Below are 17,079 nucleotides of genomic sequence, written 5' to 3' on the forward strand. Positions count from 1 at the left end.
TATGTCAAAGAACGTGATAGGGTAAAACGAAAAAGTAGTTGAAACAACTACTTTTTCTTGTGTCGGTTAGCTCTTCTGCGCTTCTTACGCTTGTGCGTAGCTACCTTATGTCTTTTTCTTTTCTTTCCACTCGGCATATGCTCTTGCTTTAGTGTTGTTAATTATATTATTTTACTTGTACATTAGTCTTTACGCCTTCCACAAAAACTTTGGCTGGCTTGAATGCAGGAATATTGTGTGCAGGAATTTTAATGGTAGTGTTCTTAGAGATATTTCTACCGGTTTTTTCTGCTCTGGTCTTGATGATAAAGCTACCAAAACCTCTTAAATAAACATTATCACCATTCTCCAAGGATGATTTTACCTCTTCCATAAAGGATTCCACTGTCGCTTGCACATCTCCTTTTTCAATACCTAGTTTCTCCGAGATCCTAGTTACAATATCTGCTTTCGTCATTTTGTATTATTAATTTTCTAATTTTTTTCGGCTTGCAAATATAAACATTATAATTAATCTTTCCCTTTAACCCTTTAATTTTAAGTATATAAACTGATACATTTGAGCTTTATTACTTTCTTAGATGAGTTTTGCCCCTAAAATCCTGAATTGGTACTACGAACATCAGCGTAATCTCCCTTGGAGGGAAACACGTGATCCCTATAAAGTTTGGCTGTCGGAAATTATTCTGCAACAGACCCGTGTTGCCCAGGGAATGCCTTATTATTTAAGGTTTGTGGAAGCTTTTCCCACTGTTCATGATCTTGCCAACGCACCGGAGGAGCAAGTACTCAAGCTGTGGCAAGGACTGGGGTACTATTCTCGTGCACGTAATTTGCACACCACAGCCAAAATGGTGGTGACTGATTTTAAAGGTGAGTTCCCAAAGACATATAAAGAGCTAAAATCCTTAAAAGGAGTCGGCGATTATACCGCAAGCGCGATTGCATCCTTCTGTTTTGATGTGCCAGAACCTGTAGTGGACGGGAATGTGTACCGTGTTTTGTCCAGATATTTTGGCGTGGATATACCTATTAATAGTACTCAGGGTATAAAATATTTTAAAGAACTGGCCCGAGAGGTTATGGATGCTGAAAACATTAGGGATTACAATCAAGGAATAATGGAGTTCGGTGCCGTGCAATGTGCACCTAAAAAACCCTATTGTCTGTTGTGTCCGCTCCAAGAAAGTTGTGTGGCGCTCCAAAAGAACAAAGTGGACCAACTTCCTGTAAAGTTGAACAAGACCAAGGTGCGGAACCGATACTTTAATTATATGGTATTACTGGATGATGATGGCAATACCGTTTTGGAACAACGGAAAGGAAAGGGTATTTGGCAGAATCTGTACCAATTCCCATTGATTGAGTCGGGGAAAATGCTTCAGGCCGAAGAATTAATGCCCTTGATGCTTAAAAAGGATGCAATTCCGGAAACAGCTTCTTTATCCTTATATAATAAGGAACCGATTGTGCACAAACTATCTCATCAACATTTGCATACACAATTTTGGATTCTAAAAACTTCTGATATCTTGGAAGAAGGAATACCATGGGAGGGAATCCGAGATTTTCCCGTGCCAGTTTTGATAGCAGATTTTATCAAGACATTGAAAATTTAGTACTTTTGATTAATTAAGAGAGTTATGAGCGGAACATTGAACAAAGTAATGCTGATCGGGCATTTGGGAGACGAAGTGAAAATGCACTATTTTGAAGGCGGAAACTGTATAGGCAGATTCCCTTTGGCCACTAACGAAACCTATACCAATAGGCAAACTGGCGAAAGGGTGACCAATACGGATTGGCACAATATCGTGGTGCGCAATAAAGCCGCTGAAATCTGTGAAAAGTACCTAAGTAAAGGAGATAAGGTTTATGTGGAAGGCCGTTTAAAGAACAGGCAATGGCAAGGTGAGGACGGCAATATGAGATATACCACCGAGGTGCACGTGCATGACTTTACCTTTTTGTCCACCAAAAATGAAAGTATGGCCAATGCACAATCATCGGGAACATCGTCCTCCAGTTACCAAGAACCTCCCAAGGCGGAAAGTCCTGCGGCACCAATAGATGATACAGAAGAGGATGACGACCTACCATTCTAAAATAAAAGACTAAAAAGCAATATTAAATTGGATCCCGAGCCCTATTGTTTGGCATTTTATTTGACCACTTTTAGTGGAATATTCACTATAAAAATTATTGTGCTTGTACTGCTATTGGCAGGCTCAGCATTGATTTCTGCTGCAGAGGTCGCTCTTTTTGGTCTGTCCCAGACCGATGTGAACGAAATGAACGAGAACGACTCCTCGCGCAGTAAATTGATCGTGGAATTACTGGATAAGCCCCAAAAGCTGCTCGCGACCATTCTTATAACCAACAATGCCATTAATATTGGGATTGTACTTTTGTTCAGTTCCATTGGCAATACCATTTTTGAAGGAATCGACGGAACACTCAGGTTTATCTTGGAAGTAGTACTTGCAACCTTTTTGATTTTGATGTTCGGGGAAATTCTGCCAAAAATATATGCCAACCGTAATAGAGTGCAGTTCTCACATTTTATGGCCGTTCCTTTAAAAGGATTAAATTACCTGTTTTCACCGTTGAGTTCCCCAATGCGTGCTGTGACCTTGTTTATGGAGGACAAGTTGGCAAAGAAAAAATCCAATCTGAGCATCAATCACCTTTCGCAAGCACTTGAACTGGCCTCTGAAGGGGATACGACCAAGGAAGAGCAAAAAATATTGGAGGGAATTGTAACCTTTGGGAACACCGACACCAAACAGGTAATGCGCCCACGTATCGATATTTTTGCGGTGAACGAGAAAATGAAGTTCCCCGAGGTATTGGAAGAAATTAAAAAGAACGGTTATTCGAGAATTCCTGTTTTTTCCGAGAATATGGACAACGTTTTGGGCGTTCTCTATGTAAAGGACCTTTTGCCATATATAGATAGAAAGAATTTTAACTGGATGACACTTATCCGCGAACCTTATTTTGTTCCGGAAAACAAAAAGTTGGACGACCTACTGTTGGAATTTCAAGATATGAAGAACCACCTTGCCGTTGTCGTGGACGAATATGGTGGAACCTCTGGAATTGTAACCTTGGAGGACATCATCGAAGAGATTGTTGGTGATATTAGTGATGAATTCGACGATGAAGACCTGATTTTCTCAAAACTCGACGACCATAATTATGTTTTCGATGGGAAAACGGCTTTAAAGGATTTCTACAGAGTGGTTAAAATAGAAGAGGAAGATGAGTTCGAGGGACACAAGGGTGAATCCGAGACCATTGCAGGATTCGTGCTCGAAATTTCAGGGAGTTTTCCAAAAATAGGAGAGAAAGTATTGTTCAAGGATTACCAGTTTGTTGTGGAAAGCATGGACAAAAAAAGATTAAAACGCATAAAAGTAACATTGCCCCATGAAGTATAGGATATTATTTTTTGTGACTTTGGCAACGCTTTGTATTAGTTGTAAGGACGAAGTCTTGCCCAAGCCAAAGGCTATGTTGCGCTTGGATTACCCAACAGCCGAGTATATGGAAACCGGATCGGATTGTGTATATACTTTTGATAAGAACACGCTTTCTGAAATTAAGGAAAACAAGGAATGTTCCATGATCCTGGATTATCCCATGATGAACGGATCCATATACCTTACCTATAAACCGGTTCAAGGAAATTTGGATACACTGCTCATAGATGCCCAAAAGCTATCTTACGAACATGTGGTTAAGGCCGATAATATAGTGGAACAACCATTTATAAACCAAGAGGACGGCGTTTATGGAATGTTTTATGAAGTGAGTGGGAATGCCGCTTCGCAGTCACAATTTTATGTAACCGATAGTACGGATCATTTTGTAACTGGGTCTCTCTATTTTTATGCGAAACCCAATTACGACTCCATTCTTCCAGCAGCAATGTACCTGCAGAACGATATTAGAAGAATAATGGAAAGCCTGCGCTGGAATAAATAATTTATTGTACGCTGTCCTTGGCCAATAGCGCCTCAGCACGTGCAATGCTACCGTTGATTTTTTCCTTGACCACCTTCACTTTTTCTTCTTCTTCATTCAACCATTGTTGTTTCTCTTCGGAAAGTTCTTTGCCTTCCAAAATCTCATCGTGGTCGAACCTGTTTCCAAAATCTTTCATCCAGTCCATCATGGCAGTGTTGGCATCTTGAAGATCTTTCATGGCTGCTTCGTATTGCTGACCAACTTCTGTGGAATCTACCTTTGGTTTTAATTCCCCGACAAGTTTTCCAATAGTTCCCATTTTGGGCATTACCTCATCGTGAATCGCCATAACTTTTTCCATTTGGGAGTTTTCCTCCGATACTTTTTTCTCCTCTTTACAAGAGATGCCTAAAAGTAAAATGGAACAGATTAGGATAGAAAAGACTTTTTTCATGTTTATTGAAATTTTGAATTCAAATTTAACTATTTGCACAGGTAAAAATGGATGAAAATGACTAAATAATTGAAATATCACGAAAAGTGACTTTGGTCACAGAACAAAATTTCAGGTATCCTTAAATTTGGCGATTATCCCGATTAAGAAGGATTAGCGTATTGGATAAATCTTCGTATTCCATAACAAGGCAGGTTAGTTTTTCAGTGCTTTTCATTGTGTTGATAATGATAAGTAATCTGCGCTTTTCCTCTATGTACGTATACTATAGTTTGGACAGGGAAGGGTTTATAGAACAACTCTGTGAAAACAAGGATAAGCCCGAGCTTAATTGTAATGGTAAATGTATGTTGATGCAGATGCTCAGTGCGCAGGCAGAGGATGATGAGCCCATGCCCGTTATTGGTTGGGAGGAAGTACTGGTGTTTTTTATTGATATGCTAGCTTACAATCTACCTGTGGGCATGGAGGAAAACAAGGAGACCTTTCACTATGCCGAAGCGTACGATTACCGCTTTTGCGATACCCTGATAAAACCCCCGATGGTTTAAGATGTACCACCGACCGGCAATACCCATTGCCGAACACGTATAATCTTAAACATAATATCAAAATGAATAAAAGTGCAATGGCAAAACTTTGTGTTTTGCTTTTTGGGACTACGTTGTCCTATGCGCAGATTACCACTGTGCAAGATTCCCTAATAAAAAAACCGGTGCAATTGGATGAGGTATTGGTAGAAGGGAAAAAAATGTCCGATCCTGTTTTCTCTGCGTACAAAAGTGAACCGGAGAAAAAGGTTTTCCAATCCAAGAACGTGGCCGATCTTTTTAAGGGTATCAATGGATTTAATTTGATCAAACGGGGGAATTATGCCATAGACCCCTCTTTTCGTGCCTCTCAATATGAACAGCTGAACGTACAGTTCAACGGGGGAACCAAAGTAATGCATGCCTGTCCCAATAGAATGGACCCCATAACTACCCATGTTATCCCTGAAGAAATAGAACGTGTGGAAGTAGTTAAGGGTCCTTATACCTTTAGGTATGGCCCCACCTTTGGTGGAATCGTGAATTTGGTTACCCAGGAAGTTGAGAAACAGGACAAGGGATATCATGGTAAGGTAAACTTTGGAGGGGAGAACAATGGAAATGCCATAACCAGTTTTGCCAATGTAAAGTATGTCGGTGAACAGTTTGATGCCAACCTTAATTTTGGATTTCGTGATTTTGGCAATTATGAAGATGGGGACGGAAACGAGGTGCCATCTTCTTTCCGAAGTACCGATTATGGACTTCAAGTTGGGTATAATCCTACCGATGACCAACGCATTCAGTTAGGATTTAGACAATCTTTTGGAAGGGACGTACTGCATGCGGGTTTGCCCATGGATACCGAAATAGATGATAGTAATGTGCTTTCACTGGACTATAAATTGGACAATATTTCAGATGGGTTAAAAACGTTGAGCGCTAAGTTGTATCGTTCCAAAGTGGACCATGTGATGACCAACGAACTACGTCCCAGTTTTATGATGGTGGAGGCCGTTTCCGAAGTTGATGCCACTACCCTTGGCGGTAGGGTGGAGTTAGAATGGCGACCTGTAGACCAATTTAAATTGTATACCGGAATTGATGCCTTTTCTGTGGCAAGGACAGGGAATCGAAATCGTTTGGTAAAAAGAAATATGATGACAGGCGAGCCACTTCCCATGCCGATGGAATTCGAGGATGAGGTTTGGCAAGATTCCCAAATAGATGATTTTGGGGCATTTGTTGAAGGTAAATATCCTTTGAGCGATAAGTTTTTGTTGAATGTTGGTTTCAGGTATGATCTGGTAAGATCAACAATAAATGCTCCGGCAGATGATTTTGTGGCAGAATATCCAGAATTGGACTCAAGAACGGAAAACAATTTAAGTGCAACCGCATCTATAAAATATATGGTTTCTTCGAATCTTTTGCTGGAACTGGCTTATGGTAGAGGTGTTCGTTCCGCAAATATGATCGAGCGGTTCATCAACCATTTTACGGTAGGGCAGGACCCGTACGAGTATGTGGGCAATCCATTTTTGGATGCAGAGGTAAACAATCAGTTTGAGTTGGGTATTAAGGCCAATGCCAATTTTGAAGGGTATGCGATCAATCGTTTGGATTATGGTGCATCGGTATTTTACTCCTTGTACGACAACTATATTGTTGCGGTCATAGATCCTTCTTTGAACAAAAAATATATGCCAATGGTGGAGCCCACCGAGGTAAAAAGATTTATCAATCTTGATGAAGCTTATAAAACAGGGTTCGAACTTTACGGAGAGTTGGCATTTCTAAAAGATTTTGCCTTTAAAACGGAATTGTCCTATGTATACACAAAAAATCAAGATCTAGATGAATCGCTTCCGCTGACCCCTCCTTTGGTGACCAGATTCAACCTGAGCTTTGAGCAGGAAAAAATTTGGGCGAGGGCAACGTATACACTTACTTCGGAGCAGTCGGACATTGCTCCCTCTTTTGGTGAGCGGACTACGGATGGTTACGGGGTAATGGATTTAAGTTTTGGTGTTAGGCCATTTCAGCATTTAACAGTGGGTGTTGCGGCATCCAATATTTTTGACGAAACCTATAACAATCACCTTAATTTTTCCTTTGTGAACCAAGCAGATTATGGTAGGGTTCCGATCAATGATCCAGGAAGAAATCTTTCAGCTTTTATCCAATATAGCTTTTAAACAAATCAATAGCATTAAAAAAGGCGCTCATTTGAGCGCCTTTTTTTTATTCCAAGTGAAACAGGATTATTTGAAATCAGCTGCTTCCACTCCTTCGTTAACTTTAATTTCTTTTACAATGAACTCCATGTTCTGGGGTCCCATGCTCTGTATTAACTTAAACGGGAACTTAATACCGGAAACTTCCTGGTAATCACCATAACCTATGGTACTGGTGATTTGTTGCCCTTGAGCTTCCTGCGTAACAATTTCCTGCACTTTAAGTCCAGTTTCCATGTCATAGAAAGCGGTTTTGGCATCACTGATCTTTAATTTATATGCCTTTTTATCTCCTACCGGTTCAACACCTTCCAAGGTTACATCGCCTGCAGCTAAATAGTTCAGCTCTGGGAAGGCGGCGGATTCCTCTTTGATTTTGGCTATTTCTTCTGGAGAAAGGTCCTTGCGTTGCCCTTGCATTACCATATAGCCAGAATCACCATCCAATACTTGTTTTTGCATGGAATTTCCTTGGACCTTAATGTTCTGCATGAATTGGTCTTGGGTCGTTTTTTTCATCTCGAGCTCCAACTTCATTCCTTGCATTTCGGCTTCGGCCATCATAGAATAGGAATCCACGGCATCCAATTTGGACTTTCCACCGATTGCTTCAATATATTTTTCCAATACGGTGTTTGCATCCATTCCTTCCGGTACGGCTGCGTTGTAATCGGGCTTATCTGTTTTGTTGGCGTATTTGTCGTAAAAAAGAACGGGCACATCCTTGCCATTAAAGCTCACTTTTTCCAAGTTTCCTAAAACATCTGATCCCTTTCCTGTAACCACGACACGCGCATTCGAAGTTGAAAAATGCTTTTTTGCAGCATTCAAAACATCTTCCTTGGTAATGGCGTCAATTCGTTCCAAATAGGTTTCATAAAAATCTTTGGGAAGATCCTCTGTTTCAATGTTCAAGGCATACTCTGCAACTGTTTCTGGTTTTTCCAGAGCCATAACAAAACTTCCGGCGTATTTGGCCTTGGCATTCGCCAATTCCTCGTCCGATACCGGTTCTTTTGTCATTTTGTCTATCTCTTTGAGTATTTCGACCACGGAGCTATCGGTCACAGCGTTACGTACCTGGGCATAAGCGTTAAATCGCATGGGGCTAAATTTATTTGCCCTCAAACCTGAATAAGATCCGTAGGTGTACCCTTTATCTTCTCTAAGATTCTTGAACAAACGTGCTTGCGAACCTCCTCCAAGAATTCGGTTTGCCATAAGTGCATCCAAATAATCTTCGTCTTTCATTTTTAAGTGGGTAATGTTTTCCACTGCAACTTCGGATTGGACTGCATTTGGCACATCCACAAAATTAATCTGAGTGTATTGCACATCTTTTGGGTCGGAATAAGAGAATGATGGCGGTGCTGCTTTGGACCATGGGGTAAATGCTTCCGTCACTAACTCTTCAACGGTATCGAAATCTACATCACCTATAACTACCAAATATGCATTGGCGGGAACAAAATAGGAGCGGTAGAATTGTTCTACGTCTACAAGGGAGACATTGTTTACGGTCTCTTCGGTCATAAATTCACCATAAGGATGGTTTTTGCCATAAGCAAGTGCAGCCTGTACCCTATTGGAGATTGCAGAAACATCTTTTTCTTGTGATTTGATCCCGGTAATTATCTTTTCTTTTTCCTTTTCAAATTCCTCCTGAGTAAAATTGGGGTTAAGGGCGGCATCGGCCATTAATTCCAATACCCTAGGGAAATACTTGGACAGGGAACTTGCAAAAGCACTTTGTTCCCCGATATAGATATTCGCACCCAAGAAATCAACTTCCTCATAAAACTCATCTTTTGGGATGTTTTTAGATCCTTTGCCCAGCATGCTACCGGTAAGCGAGGAAACGCCTGCTTTGTCACCTTCCAAAATGGGAGGGTTGTCAATGGATAGTTGAACACGTACCCTAGGCAATTTATGGTTCTCCACCACGAGCACCTTTAAGCCATTTTTCAGTTCAAATCTTGCCGGTTCCTTTAAGTTGATTTTAGGAGCGGGGCCTGGCTCTGGTGGCGTACTTCTATCTACTTGTGCAAATGTGGCTGTCACAAATAAGGACAGCACAGCTAAAACTACATATTTTTTCATCTTAATTGGCATCTTTTTGTTCTGGCAAATACTCCAACTCCACTCGTTGGTTCACCTTCAAATATTTTTTGGCGACTTCCATGATCTCTTCTCGGGTAATAGAGCGGTAAATGTCTATTTCCGTGTTGATTAAATTGGTATCGTCTTTCAGCATGTAATTTTCGGCCAATGAATTGGCAATGCCCTCAACACTGCTGTTGGCGTTAACGAACTGGTTCTCGAACTTGTTCTGAAGTTTTTGATAATCCTTTTCGGAAATCAGTTCCATTTGGAGCTTCAATATTTCCTCGTCGATTTCCTTTTTAATGTCCTGAATGGAATTATCGCCAACGGGAAGCCCCCCTACGATATAGGAGCTGTAATCTTCGGCATCTATCGGAACAGAAAGTACTTGTAGTGCCATTTTCTTTTCATCGACCAATTTTTTGTAAAGTTTGGAGCTTTCCCCATCGCTCAAATAGGTCGATATCATATTGATCACATATGCATCTCGCTGACCTTGACCAGGCGTGCGGTATGCCAAAAGAATGGCAGGTATCTGTATGTTAGGGTCGTAATACTTAGCGAATTTGGTCTCGGTGATTGGAGCTTCCTTAATATTGGGTCTTTTGATTTCGGCACCTCTTGGAATAGGTCCAAAATAATCTTCGATCATTTTTTTGGTCTTGGCAGTATCAAAGTCGCCTGCCACAACCAAAACCCCATTGTTCGGCACATAATAGGTTTGATTGAATTTTTTGAAATCATCGAGGGTAGCACTTGCCAAATGCTCCAAGGACCCTATAACTCCCCATCGGTACGGATGTTCGGTGTACAGATTTTTAAGGATCTCGTTGAAAAATGCACCATAAGGTGAATTGTCCACACGGAGTCTCCTCTCCTCTTGTACCACTTCTTTTTGAGTGTCCACGCCGACCTGCCCAATGATCGGGTGCATCAACCTTTCGGATTCCAACCAAAGACCTACTTCCAAACTGTTGGAAGGGAAGACCTCGTAATAGTAAGTTCTGTCCAAAAAGGTGTTGGCATTGTTTCTACCGCCGTTGGCAGCGGTAATTTGATCCCATTCGCCACGTTCAATGTTTTTGGTTCCTTCGAACAACAAGTGTTCAAAGAAGTGGGCAAATCCAGTTTTGTTGGGATCTTCGTCCTTTGAGCCCACATGGTACATTACCGAAGTGGTAACTACTGGGGCGGCGTTGTCCTGATGCAGGATGACATGGAGCCCATTGTCCAGGTCGTACTCCTCAAAAACCACTTCCTGTGCGGAAATTGCGGAAATTGAGAATAGCATTGTTAATGCAGAAAACAAATGTTTTTTCATTTTAATAGTCAGTATTTAAAAATTGATGTTGCTAAGAGGTTGGTATCGATTTCTTGCTCGATGTTACGTTAAATATAGAATAATTTTCTGACGATCGAACGGCTTTATAAAAGACTTAAGATGTTAAATGTGGGATAATTCACAAACATTCAGTAAATTATACAATGAAACCAAAAAGCAATCACATGAAAAATTTAACGCTTCCCATACGGTTCGGTATAGTGACCAGCGCAGTATTGATCGCTTATTTTTTGATTTTGGCCTTAATGGGCAAGCATACTAATGTTTTCTATAGTTTGTTCAATGGGGTAATTACAGTTTTTGGGATTTACGAGACCATAAAATACACCAAGTTAAAGCAAGGCAAAGGTTTTAGCTATGGGAGTGGTTTTACCGCCGGTATCACTACAGGGTTCATAGCAACCTTGCTTTTCACCATTTTCTTTGCCCTTTATGCAACCGAACTGGACGGGGCTTTTCTGGATAAACTATCCCAAGCATGGTCCAGTGATTACAAGAATTTTCAGGGGATAGTGTTTTTTACCGTCGCCATTATGGGGTTTGCCACAACCTTGGTTTTAACATTATCTTTTATGCAACTCTTCAAAACCAGTAATAACTCAAAAAAAATAATGGGTTAAATCCATGAGGAATACTTGTGGATTAAGGATTTAGCAGTATATTTGCACCCGCTAATTTTAATAAAGCGCAATAATTTTAATCTAATTAACGAATTATGTACGCAATTGTAGAGATGGCAGGGCAGCAATTCAAAGTTGCAAAAGACCAAAAAGTGTACGTTCACCGTTTGCAAGAAGAAGAAGGTAAGAAAGTTACCTTTGATAAAGTTCTTCTTTTGGAAGATGGTGGTAACGTTACTATCGGCGCCCCAGTCATAGAAGGTGCGGCTGTTGAGGCCAAAGTTGTAAAGCACCTAAAAGGAGATAAGGTAATCGTTTTCAAAAAGAAAAGACGTAAAGGTTACCAAAAGAAAAACGGTCACAGACAATATTTGACTGAGATTGTTGTTGAAGGTATTGTAGCTAAAGGTGCTAAAAAAGCTGCTCCGGCAAAAGCCAAGGAAGAAGCAAAACCAGCTGCAGAACCTAAAGCAGAGAAAAAAGCTGCAGCTCCAAAAAAGGAAGCTCCAAAGGCAACTGAGGATTTAAGCTCCAAAACTGTAGCTGAATTGAAGGAAATGGCAAAAGCCAAGGAAATCAGCGGTTATTCTTCCATGAAGAAAGCTGAGCTTATCGAAGCATTAAGTAAATAAGACAAGAACTAAAATTTATATATCATGGCTCACAAGAAAGGTGTAGGTAGTTCAAAAAACGGTAGAGAATCAGAATCGAAACGCTTAGGTGTTAAGATTTTTGGTGGTCAGGCAGCAGTTGCTGGTAACATCATTGTTAGACAACGTGGTACCAAGCACAACCCTGGCGATAATGTATACGCAGGAAAAGACCATACCTTGCACGCCAAGGTAGATGGTATTGTTAAGTTTGAGAAAAAATCAGGTGGAAAATCTTTTGTATCCATCGAGCCTTTCCAAGCTTAAGAACCGATAATATACTTTTAAAAGGCCCCGCAATCGCGGGGCCTTTTTATTTTATGACATTTTTAATGGTTTCATAACCTATTGGTGATGTTGGAGTGAGAGTGGATGGCTTTCTTGAACTCTTGATTTTCCAACTATTAGCCATGAATAAGTTTTTTGGAATTTTATTTCTGCTTACGTTGAATATAATGTTCCCAAACGGAACCTATCCTCAACAGTCCAAGAACTTATCTGCTTCTGTAAAACCAGGGAAAACGTATCATAAGCTTCAAAGTCAATTGGAGGCTGCTAAAAGTCAGTCAAAAAATAAGGTGCTAATAGCTAAAGGCCATCTACAGCTCGGAGAATACTATCATACCCTTGGTCTTTATACCGAAGCCATAACACAATATAATTTTGCCTTGGAGCAGTTGGGTTCAAATCCCAATGAACCCTTATACATTTCCCTGAACAATAATATTGGAAAAGTATATCTCTCCCTCAATAATTTTGAGTTGGCCGAACAATACTTTGAAGAAACCAGACAGGCATCCATAAAACTTAAGGATAATAAGAACCTTGCATTGGCGTTGGGACAGTTAGGGGCGAGTCACGAAAAGCAAGGGGAATACGATGAAGCCCTTAAAGACCAAATTAAGAGCCTTGAATTGTTTCAGAAATTGGGAGATGCGTATGGGGAGGCCATGACCCATGAAAATATTGGGAGTATTTATGAAGATCTTGGTCAATTTGAGCTGGCATTCGATTATTTCAACAAAGCTTATGATTATCTCAGGGAATCCGATTCCGAAGAAGAGATTAATGTATTGAACAATATTGGTGACTCCTTTCGTAAACGTGGCGACTACGAACTTGGATTGGATTATACTTTAAAGGCTTTGGAGTTGGCCAACGAATTGAATGATCTACATCAATTGGAAAGTGCCCATAAGGATTTGTCCAAAAACTACGCTCTAATGGGCAATTTTGAGATGGCGCATCAACATTTGCTGATGGCCGAAGAATTCAATAGTGAATTGATCAAATCTCAAAACAGCGACCAATTAAATGTACTACAGACCATCTATGAGACCAATAAAAAGGAAGCTGAGATACAATTGCTAAGGGAGCAGAACAAAGTAAGCACTGCCAATCAGAACCTGCTTTGGGTGGCGCTTTTTGCCGTTGCCGTTATTTTTATCATCCTTTATGCCTACATGGGGAAAAAGCGAAAAGCAAAGCTTAAGATCCAAGAATACAAGCAAAGAATGCTCAAGGCAGAACTTGATAAAAAGGAAATAGAGGAAAAGAACTTACAAAGAGAAGTACAATTAAAGGCAGCTTCGCTATCACGGTACAGTCTTCATTTGTCCCAGAAGAACAAGATTTTGCTGGACATGTCCAATACCCTCCGCAATATGGTAGCACGTAAACATATGGATACTTCTGCCAAGATGAAGGAACTTGTTAAGGAAATAGATTTTAATCTAAAGCAGGAGCAAGAATGGGATGAGTTTATGACCTTTTTCAAGGAGATTCACCCAGAATTTATTAAAAAGCTGTCCAAGTTATCGGAGAATTCACTTTCCCCGGCCGAATTACGACTTGGTATGTTGTTGCGATTGAATCTTTCATCCAAAGAAATCGCTTCGATTTTACGTGTTACTCCGGATAGTGTTAGGGTTGCCCGTTACCGGTTGAGAAAAAAATTGCCCATTGATCAAAAAGAAGAGTTGGTAAACTTTATGATTGAACTTTAGGGCTTTAAAACTCCACCTTTTGAGAAAAGGTTATCCCAATGTAAAAAAACTGTAATTGTTGCTCTCTTGTTTCTGTCGATTTTCACTTTTGTTTCCTTTTTGTTTCCTTTTAATTCAAATCATAACGAGTTGATATACATAGTTTTGGAAAGCAATCTAACGTAAACCAAAATGAAATTGATGAACCTTAAAAAACTACTTTTTGTAACGCTATTTCTTGTTATTGGAACGGCAATCGGCCAGGCGCAAACAGGGAATATTCAAGGAACAATAACCGATGAGAACGGTATTTATGTTCCAGGTGCCAATGTGTATGTAGAATCCTTGGTAAAAGGAGCCATTTCTAATTTTGATGGAAAATTTACCCTAGTAAGTATCCCAGACGGGAATTATACTTTGAAAGTTTCTTACATGGGCTATTCCGATGTAGAGCAACAAGTCACTGTAACAGCGGGTAAAACTACTCCTGTGAACATTGTACTGGTTTCTTCCAATGTGGAGTTGGCCGAAGTACAGGTAAGTGCTTACGGTTTGAGTGGTCAATCCAAGGCACTGAACACGCAAAAAAACAACATGAACATTACCAATGTGGTGTCCACCGACCAGATTGGTAAATTTCCCGATGCCAACATTGGCGATGCCGTAAAACGTATCCCCGGTATTACAATGCAGGTAGATCAAGGCGAGGCACGTAACATTATTGTTCGTGGTCTTTCGCCTCAATTGAATTCCGTAACCTTGAACGGAAGTAGGATTCCCTCCGCAGAATCTGACAACAGAAATGTTCAGATGGACCTGATTCCTTCGGATATGATCCAGACCATTGAAGTGAACAAGGCCGTAACCCCCGATATGGATGCCGATGCATTGGGTGGATCTGTAAACTTGGTGACCAGAACGGCACCACAAGGATTTAGGATTTCCGCAACTGCCGGGTCAGGTGTCAACTTTATCACAGATAAAAGAATATTGAACGGTTCCTTTTTGATAGGTGACCGAACAAATGACGGAAAATTTGGATGGATGCTCTCCGCAACCATCAACGATAACGACTTTGGTTCAGATAATATTGAAGCGGAGTGGGACAACGAATTTGAGTACAACACGGGTGCCGAGGATGAAGAAGGGGAGCCAATATTAGAGGAGGCCGAAGTGGATCCATATACCAATGTAACAGAACAGCGGACCTATTTGGTTCAGAGGGTGAGAAGAAGTTTTTCTGCCAACTTGGATTACCAAATCAACCCAAACAACAATATCTACCTAAAAACCATGTATAACTGGCGGGACGACCGTGAAAACAGGTTTCGATTGGAGCAGGAAATATTGGATGGTGAGGATATCGAGGTAGGTGATTTTACCTTAAACAATGGCAGACTGACCCGTTTTCCGGTAGAGGTTAAAAGACAGTCCAAAGGTGGTATCGCCGGTGGTAGAAACGATAATCGAAGATTGGAAGATCAACGAATGCAAAATTACACACTTGGGGGCGACCATTTGTTTGGCTCCTTAAAGGTGGATTGGATGGCAGCCTATGCCAAAGCATCCGAAGAGCGTTTAAACGAGCGTTATGCTGAATATGAGACCGAGTATATCATAAATAACGACAACAGTAATCCCAAATATCCTATAATGACCGCTGCCAACGCCGATGACTTCAATGATTTGGGAGCATTTGAATTTGGGGAGATCACCAACGAAAACCAATATACCGAGGAAGAGGACGTCAATTTTTTCTTGAACTTTGAACTTCCGGCCGATTTGTTCGGGAATGGAGGTAGCCTAAAGTTTGGTGCAAGGGGAAGATTTAAATCAAAACTCAGGAACAACGATTTCTTTGAGTATGATTTGGAGGATTTGTACCCTACTTTGGCCGATGTGCCAGTAAAATCCTATACCGATCCAGATTATCTGCCAGGGAGTAAATATGAGGCCGGTAACTTTGCCAGTGAAGAGTGGTTGGGCTCTTTGGATTTAAACAGTTCCAATGGAGAAGCGGTACAGGATGAGTACCTGCCCGGTAATTTCGATATTAAGGAAGATGTGTGGGCCGGATATGCCATGATCAACCAAAAACTTACCAACAAATTGAGCGTTTTGGCAGGATTGAGGATTGAAAATACCAAACTGGAAACCCAAGGAAACCGCGTGCTTTACATTGAAGAGGATGAGGAAGCCGGAATTGAGGAAGGCATAGAGGTTCAAGCAGTTTCTGATGAAAACTCATATACCAATATTTTGCCCGGTGTACACTTTAAGTACGACCTAAACAATAGTACGGTACTTCGATTTGCATGGACCAACACCTTGGCCCGTCCCAATTATGAGGATATGATTCCACGGGCCGAGATTATTTTTGAGGATAGCGAAGTGGTAGTTGGTAATCCAGAGCTGGACCCGACCACATCAATGAACTTTGATTTGAATGCGGAACATTACTTTGAAAGTGTTGGGATAATTTCTGGAGGTCTGTTTTATAAAAAAATAGACGATTTTATCTACACCTTTATCACTGAGGCGCCAAATGATGCTTTTGGAGCAGGTACAGCGGGTTATGATGTGTTCCAACCTCTTAACGGGGACTCCGCTTCCATTTTTGGAGCTGAGGTCTCTTTCCAAAGACAGTTGGATTTCTTGCCAGGCTTTGCTAGAAACTTTAGTATTTATTTGAACTATACTTACTTGTCCTCAAGCGCAGATGGTATTCGTAACGAGGATGGGGATGAGCGTACCGATTTGGATTTGCCCAACACGGCTCCGAACATGTTCAATGGTTCTTTGGGCTATGCCGACAAAAGATTTAGCGCACGTTTGTCCGCTAACTTTTCCGATTCCTATATCGATGAAATTGGTGGAAATCCATTTGAAGACAGATATTATGATACTCAGTTCTTCCTGGATTTCAATGCAAGCTATGCCATCAATAAGAACTTGAGGCTTTATGCAGATGTCAACAACATTACCAATCAACCTTTGCGTTATTTCCAAGGAGTGAAGGAAAGAACACAGCAGATGGAGTTCTACGATATTCGTTTCACCTTCGGACTGAAGTACGATCTATTTAAAAAATAATTCAAATTACATAATGTCACATCGAGCGCAGTGGGGATGGTTTTTAAGGTTTGAACCACAAAGCCTGTCTCGACTATGCTCGAATTGACTTTT

Annotated in this window: 15 protein-coding genes; 11 read left to right on the forward strand and 4 right to left on the reverse strand. The window is 40.8% G+C overall.

Translation table 11 applies throughout. The features are described 5' to 3' along the window. Positions 1–166 precede the first annotated feature (166 nt). The gene (locus PY091_RS08150) at positions 167–457 is read right to left on the reverse strand and encodes an HU family DNA-binding protein (protein WP_014032385.1); all 291 of its coding nucleotides are present in this window, start codon (positions 455–457) and stop codon (positions 167–169) included. 124 nt (positions 458–581) lie between these two features. Here PY091_RS08150 and mutY point away from each other — a divergent pair, with 124 nt between their 5' ends. Genes mutY through gldD form a run of 4 tightly spaced genes read left to right on the forward strand, consistent with a single transcriptional unit; the run spans position 582 to position 3,990 of the window. Next, the gene (gene mutY / locus PY091_RS08155) at positions 582–1,619 is read left to right on the forward strand and encodes an A/G-specific adenine glycosylase (protein WP_275649212.1); all 1,038 of its coding nucleotides are present in this window, start codon (positions 582–584) and stop codon (positions 1,617–1,619) included. 24 nt (positions 1,620–1,643) lie between these two features. Continuing rightward, entirely contained in the window at positions 1,644–2,105 is a 462-nt protein-coding gene (locus PY091_RS08160; protein WP_275649213.1) for a single-stranded DNA-binding protein, read from the forward strand. A 27-nt stretch (positions 2,106–2,132) separates the two neighbouring features. Beyond that, entirely contained in the window at positions 2,133–3,443 is a 1,311-nt protein-coding gene (locus PY091_RS08165; RefSeq protein ID WP_275649214.1) for a gliding motility-associated protein GldE, read from the forward strand. Continuing rightward, on the forward strand, positions 3,433–3,990 hold the full coding sequence (gldD, locus tag PY091_RS08170) for a gliding motility lipoprotein GldD (RefSeq protein ID WP_275649215.1): 558 nt from the start codon (positions 3,433–3,435) through the stop codon (positions 3,988–3,990). Before PY091_RS08165 ends, gldD begins: the two co-directional genes overlap by 11 nt. Position 3,991: 1 nt before the next feature. Here the strand turns inward: gldD and PY091_RS08175 are convergent, their stop codons facing one another. Continuing rightward, positions 3,992–4,426 carry a hypothetical protein gene (locus PY091_RS08175; RefSeq protein WP_275649216.1) on the reverse strand — a complete coding sequence of 145 codons (435 nt, stop codon included), beginning with the start codon at positions 4,424–4,426 and terminating at the stop codon, positions 3,992–3,994. 254 nt (positions 4,427–4,680) lie between these two features. Here PY091_RS08175 and PY091_RS08180 point away from each other — a divergent pair, with 254 nt between their 5' ends. Next, on the forward strand, positions 4,681–4,977 hold the full coding sequence (locus tag PY091_RS08180) for a hypothetical protein (protein ID WP_275649217.1): 297 nt from the start codon (positions 4,681–4,683) through the stop codon (positions 4,975–4,977). 62 nt (positions 4,978–5,039) lie between these two features. Further along, positions 5,040–7,154 (forward strand): TonB-dependent receptor domain-containing protein, encoded by a 2,115-nt coding sequence (locus tag PY091_RS08185; protein ID WP_275649218.1) that lies wholly within the window; start codon positions 5,040–5,042, stop codon positions 7,152–7,154. A gap of 66 nt (positions 7,155–7,220) precedes the next feature. Here PY091_RS08185 and PY091_RS08190 read toward each other — a convergent pair whose 3' ends face one another. Next, a complete protein-coding gene (locus PY091_RS08190; RefSeq protein WP_275649219.1) occupies positions 7,221–9,293 on the reverse strand; it encodes a M16 family metallopeptidase in 2,073 nt (690 codons plus the stop codon). Position 9,294: 1 nt separating this feature from the next. Continuing rightward, positions 9,295–10,617, reverse strand: coding sequence for a M16 family metallopeptidase (locus PY091_RS08195; protein ID WP_275649220.1), 1,323 nt, complete (start codon positions 10,615–10,617; stop codon positions 9,295–9,297). A gap of 185 nt (positions 10,618–10,802) precedes the next feature. Here PY091_RS08195 and PY091_RS08200 point away from each other — a divergent pair, with 185 nt between their 5' ends. From PY091_RS08200 to PY091_RS08220, 5 genes are all read left to right on the forward strand, one after another. Beyond that, complete coding sequence (locus tag PY091_RS08200; protein WP_275649221.1) at positions 10,803–11,258, forward strand: DUF4199 domain-containing protein; 456 nt, start codon at positions 10,803–10,805, stop codon at positions 11,256–11,258. A 95-nt stretch (positions 11,259–11,353) separates the two neighbouring features. Next, entirely contained in the window at positions 11,354–11,890 is a 537-nt protein-coding gene (gene rplU, locus PY091_RS08205; RefSeq protein WP_275649222.1) for a 50S ribosomal protein L21, read from the forward strand. 24 nt (positions 11,891–11,914) lie between these two features. Then, entirely contained in the window at positions 11,915–12,175 is a 261-nt protein-coding gene (gene rpmA / locus PY091_RS08210; RefSeq protein WP_224836214.1) for a 50S ribosomal protein L27, read from the forward strand. A 143-nt stretch (positions 12,176–12,318) separates the two neighbouring features. Then, the gene (locus PY091_RS08215; RefSeq protein WP_275649223.1) at positions 12,319–13,914 is read left to right on the forward strand and encodes a tetratricopeptide repeat protein; all 1,596 of its coding nucleotides are present in this window, start codon (positions 12,319–12,321) and stop codon (positions 13,912–13,914) included. Between the two features lie 171 nt (positions 13,915–14,085). After that, positions 14,086–16,986 carry a TonB-dependent receptor gene (locus PY091_RS08220; RefSeq protein ID WP_417956884.1) on the forward strand — a complete coding sequence of 967 codons (2,901 nt, stop codon included), beginning with the start codon at positions 14,086–14,088 and terminating at the stop codon, positions 16,984–16,986. The last annotated feature ends 93 nt before the right edge of the window (positions 16,987–17,079 follow it).

The organism is Flagellimonas okinawensis (assembly GCF_029194005.1).
GTDB classification, from domain to species: Bacteria; Bacteroidota; Bacteroidia; order Flavobacteriales; family Flavobacteriaceae; genus Flagellimonas; species Flagellimonas okinawensis.

What these genes read in the sequence shown, in the direction of transcription:
- PY091_RS08220 (WP_417956884.1), top strand. Translation starts at nt 14,086, where the DNA reads ATGAAATTGATGAACCTTAAAAAACTACTTTTTGTAACGCTATTTCTT.
- PY091_RS08215 (WP_275649223.1), top strand. Translation starts at nt 12,319, where the DNA reads ATGAATAAGTTTTTTGGAATTTTATTTCTGCTTACGTTGAATATAATG.
- PY091_RS08200 (WP_275649221.1), top strand. Translation starts at nt 10,803, where the DNA reads ATGAAAAATTTAACGCTTCCCATACGGTTCGGTATAGTGACCAGCGCA.
- gldD (WP_275649215.1), top strand. Translation starts at nt 3,433, where the DNA reads ATGAAGTATAGGATATTATTTTTTGTGACTTTGGCAACGCTTTGTATT.
- rplU (WP_275649222.1), top strand. Translation starts at nt 11,354, where the DNA reads ATGTACGCAATTGTAGAGATGGCAGGGCAGCAATTCAAAGTTGCAAAA.
- PY091_RS08175 (WP_275649216.1), bottom strand. Translation starts at nt 4,426, where the DNA reads ATGAAAAAAGTCTTTTCTATCCTAATCTGTTCCATTTTACTTTTAGGC.
- PY091_RS08195 (WP_275649220.1), bottom strand. Translation starts at nt 10,617, where the DNA reads ATGAAAAAACATTTGTTTTCTGCATTAACAATGCTATTCTCAATTTCC.
- PY091_RS08180 (WP_275649217.1), top strand. Translation starts at nt 4,681, where the DNA reads ATGTACGTATACTATAGTTTGGACAGGGAAGGGTTTATAGAACAACTC.
- rpmA (WP_224836214.1), top strand. Translation starts at nt 11,915, where the DNA reads ATGGCTCACAAGAAAGGTGTAGGTAGTTCAAAAAACGGTAGAGAATCA.
- mutY (WP_275649212.1), top strand. Translation starts at nt 582, where the DNA reads ATGAGTTTTGCCCCTAAAATCCTGAATTGGTACTACGAACATCAGCGT.
- PY091_RS08150 (WP_014032385.1), bottom strand. Translation starts at nt 457, where the DNA reads ATGACGAAAGCAGATATTGTAACTAGGATCTCGGAGAAACTAGGTATT.
- PY091_RS08185 (WP_275649218.1), top strand. Translation starts at nt 5,040, where the DNA reads ATGAATAAAAGTGCAATGGCAAAACTTTGTGTTTTGCTTTTTGGGACT.
- PY091_RS08190 (WP_275649219.1), bottom strand. Translation starts at nt 9,293, where the DNA reads ATGAAAAAATATGTAGTTTTAGCTGTGCTGTCCTTATTTGTGACAGCC.
- PY091_RS08160 (WP_275649213.1), top strand. Translation starts at nt 1,644, where the DNA reads ATGAGCGGAACATTGAACAAAGTAATGCTGATCGGGCATTTGGGAGAC.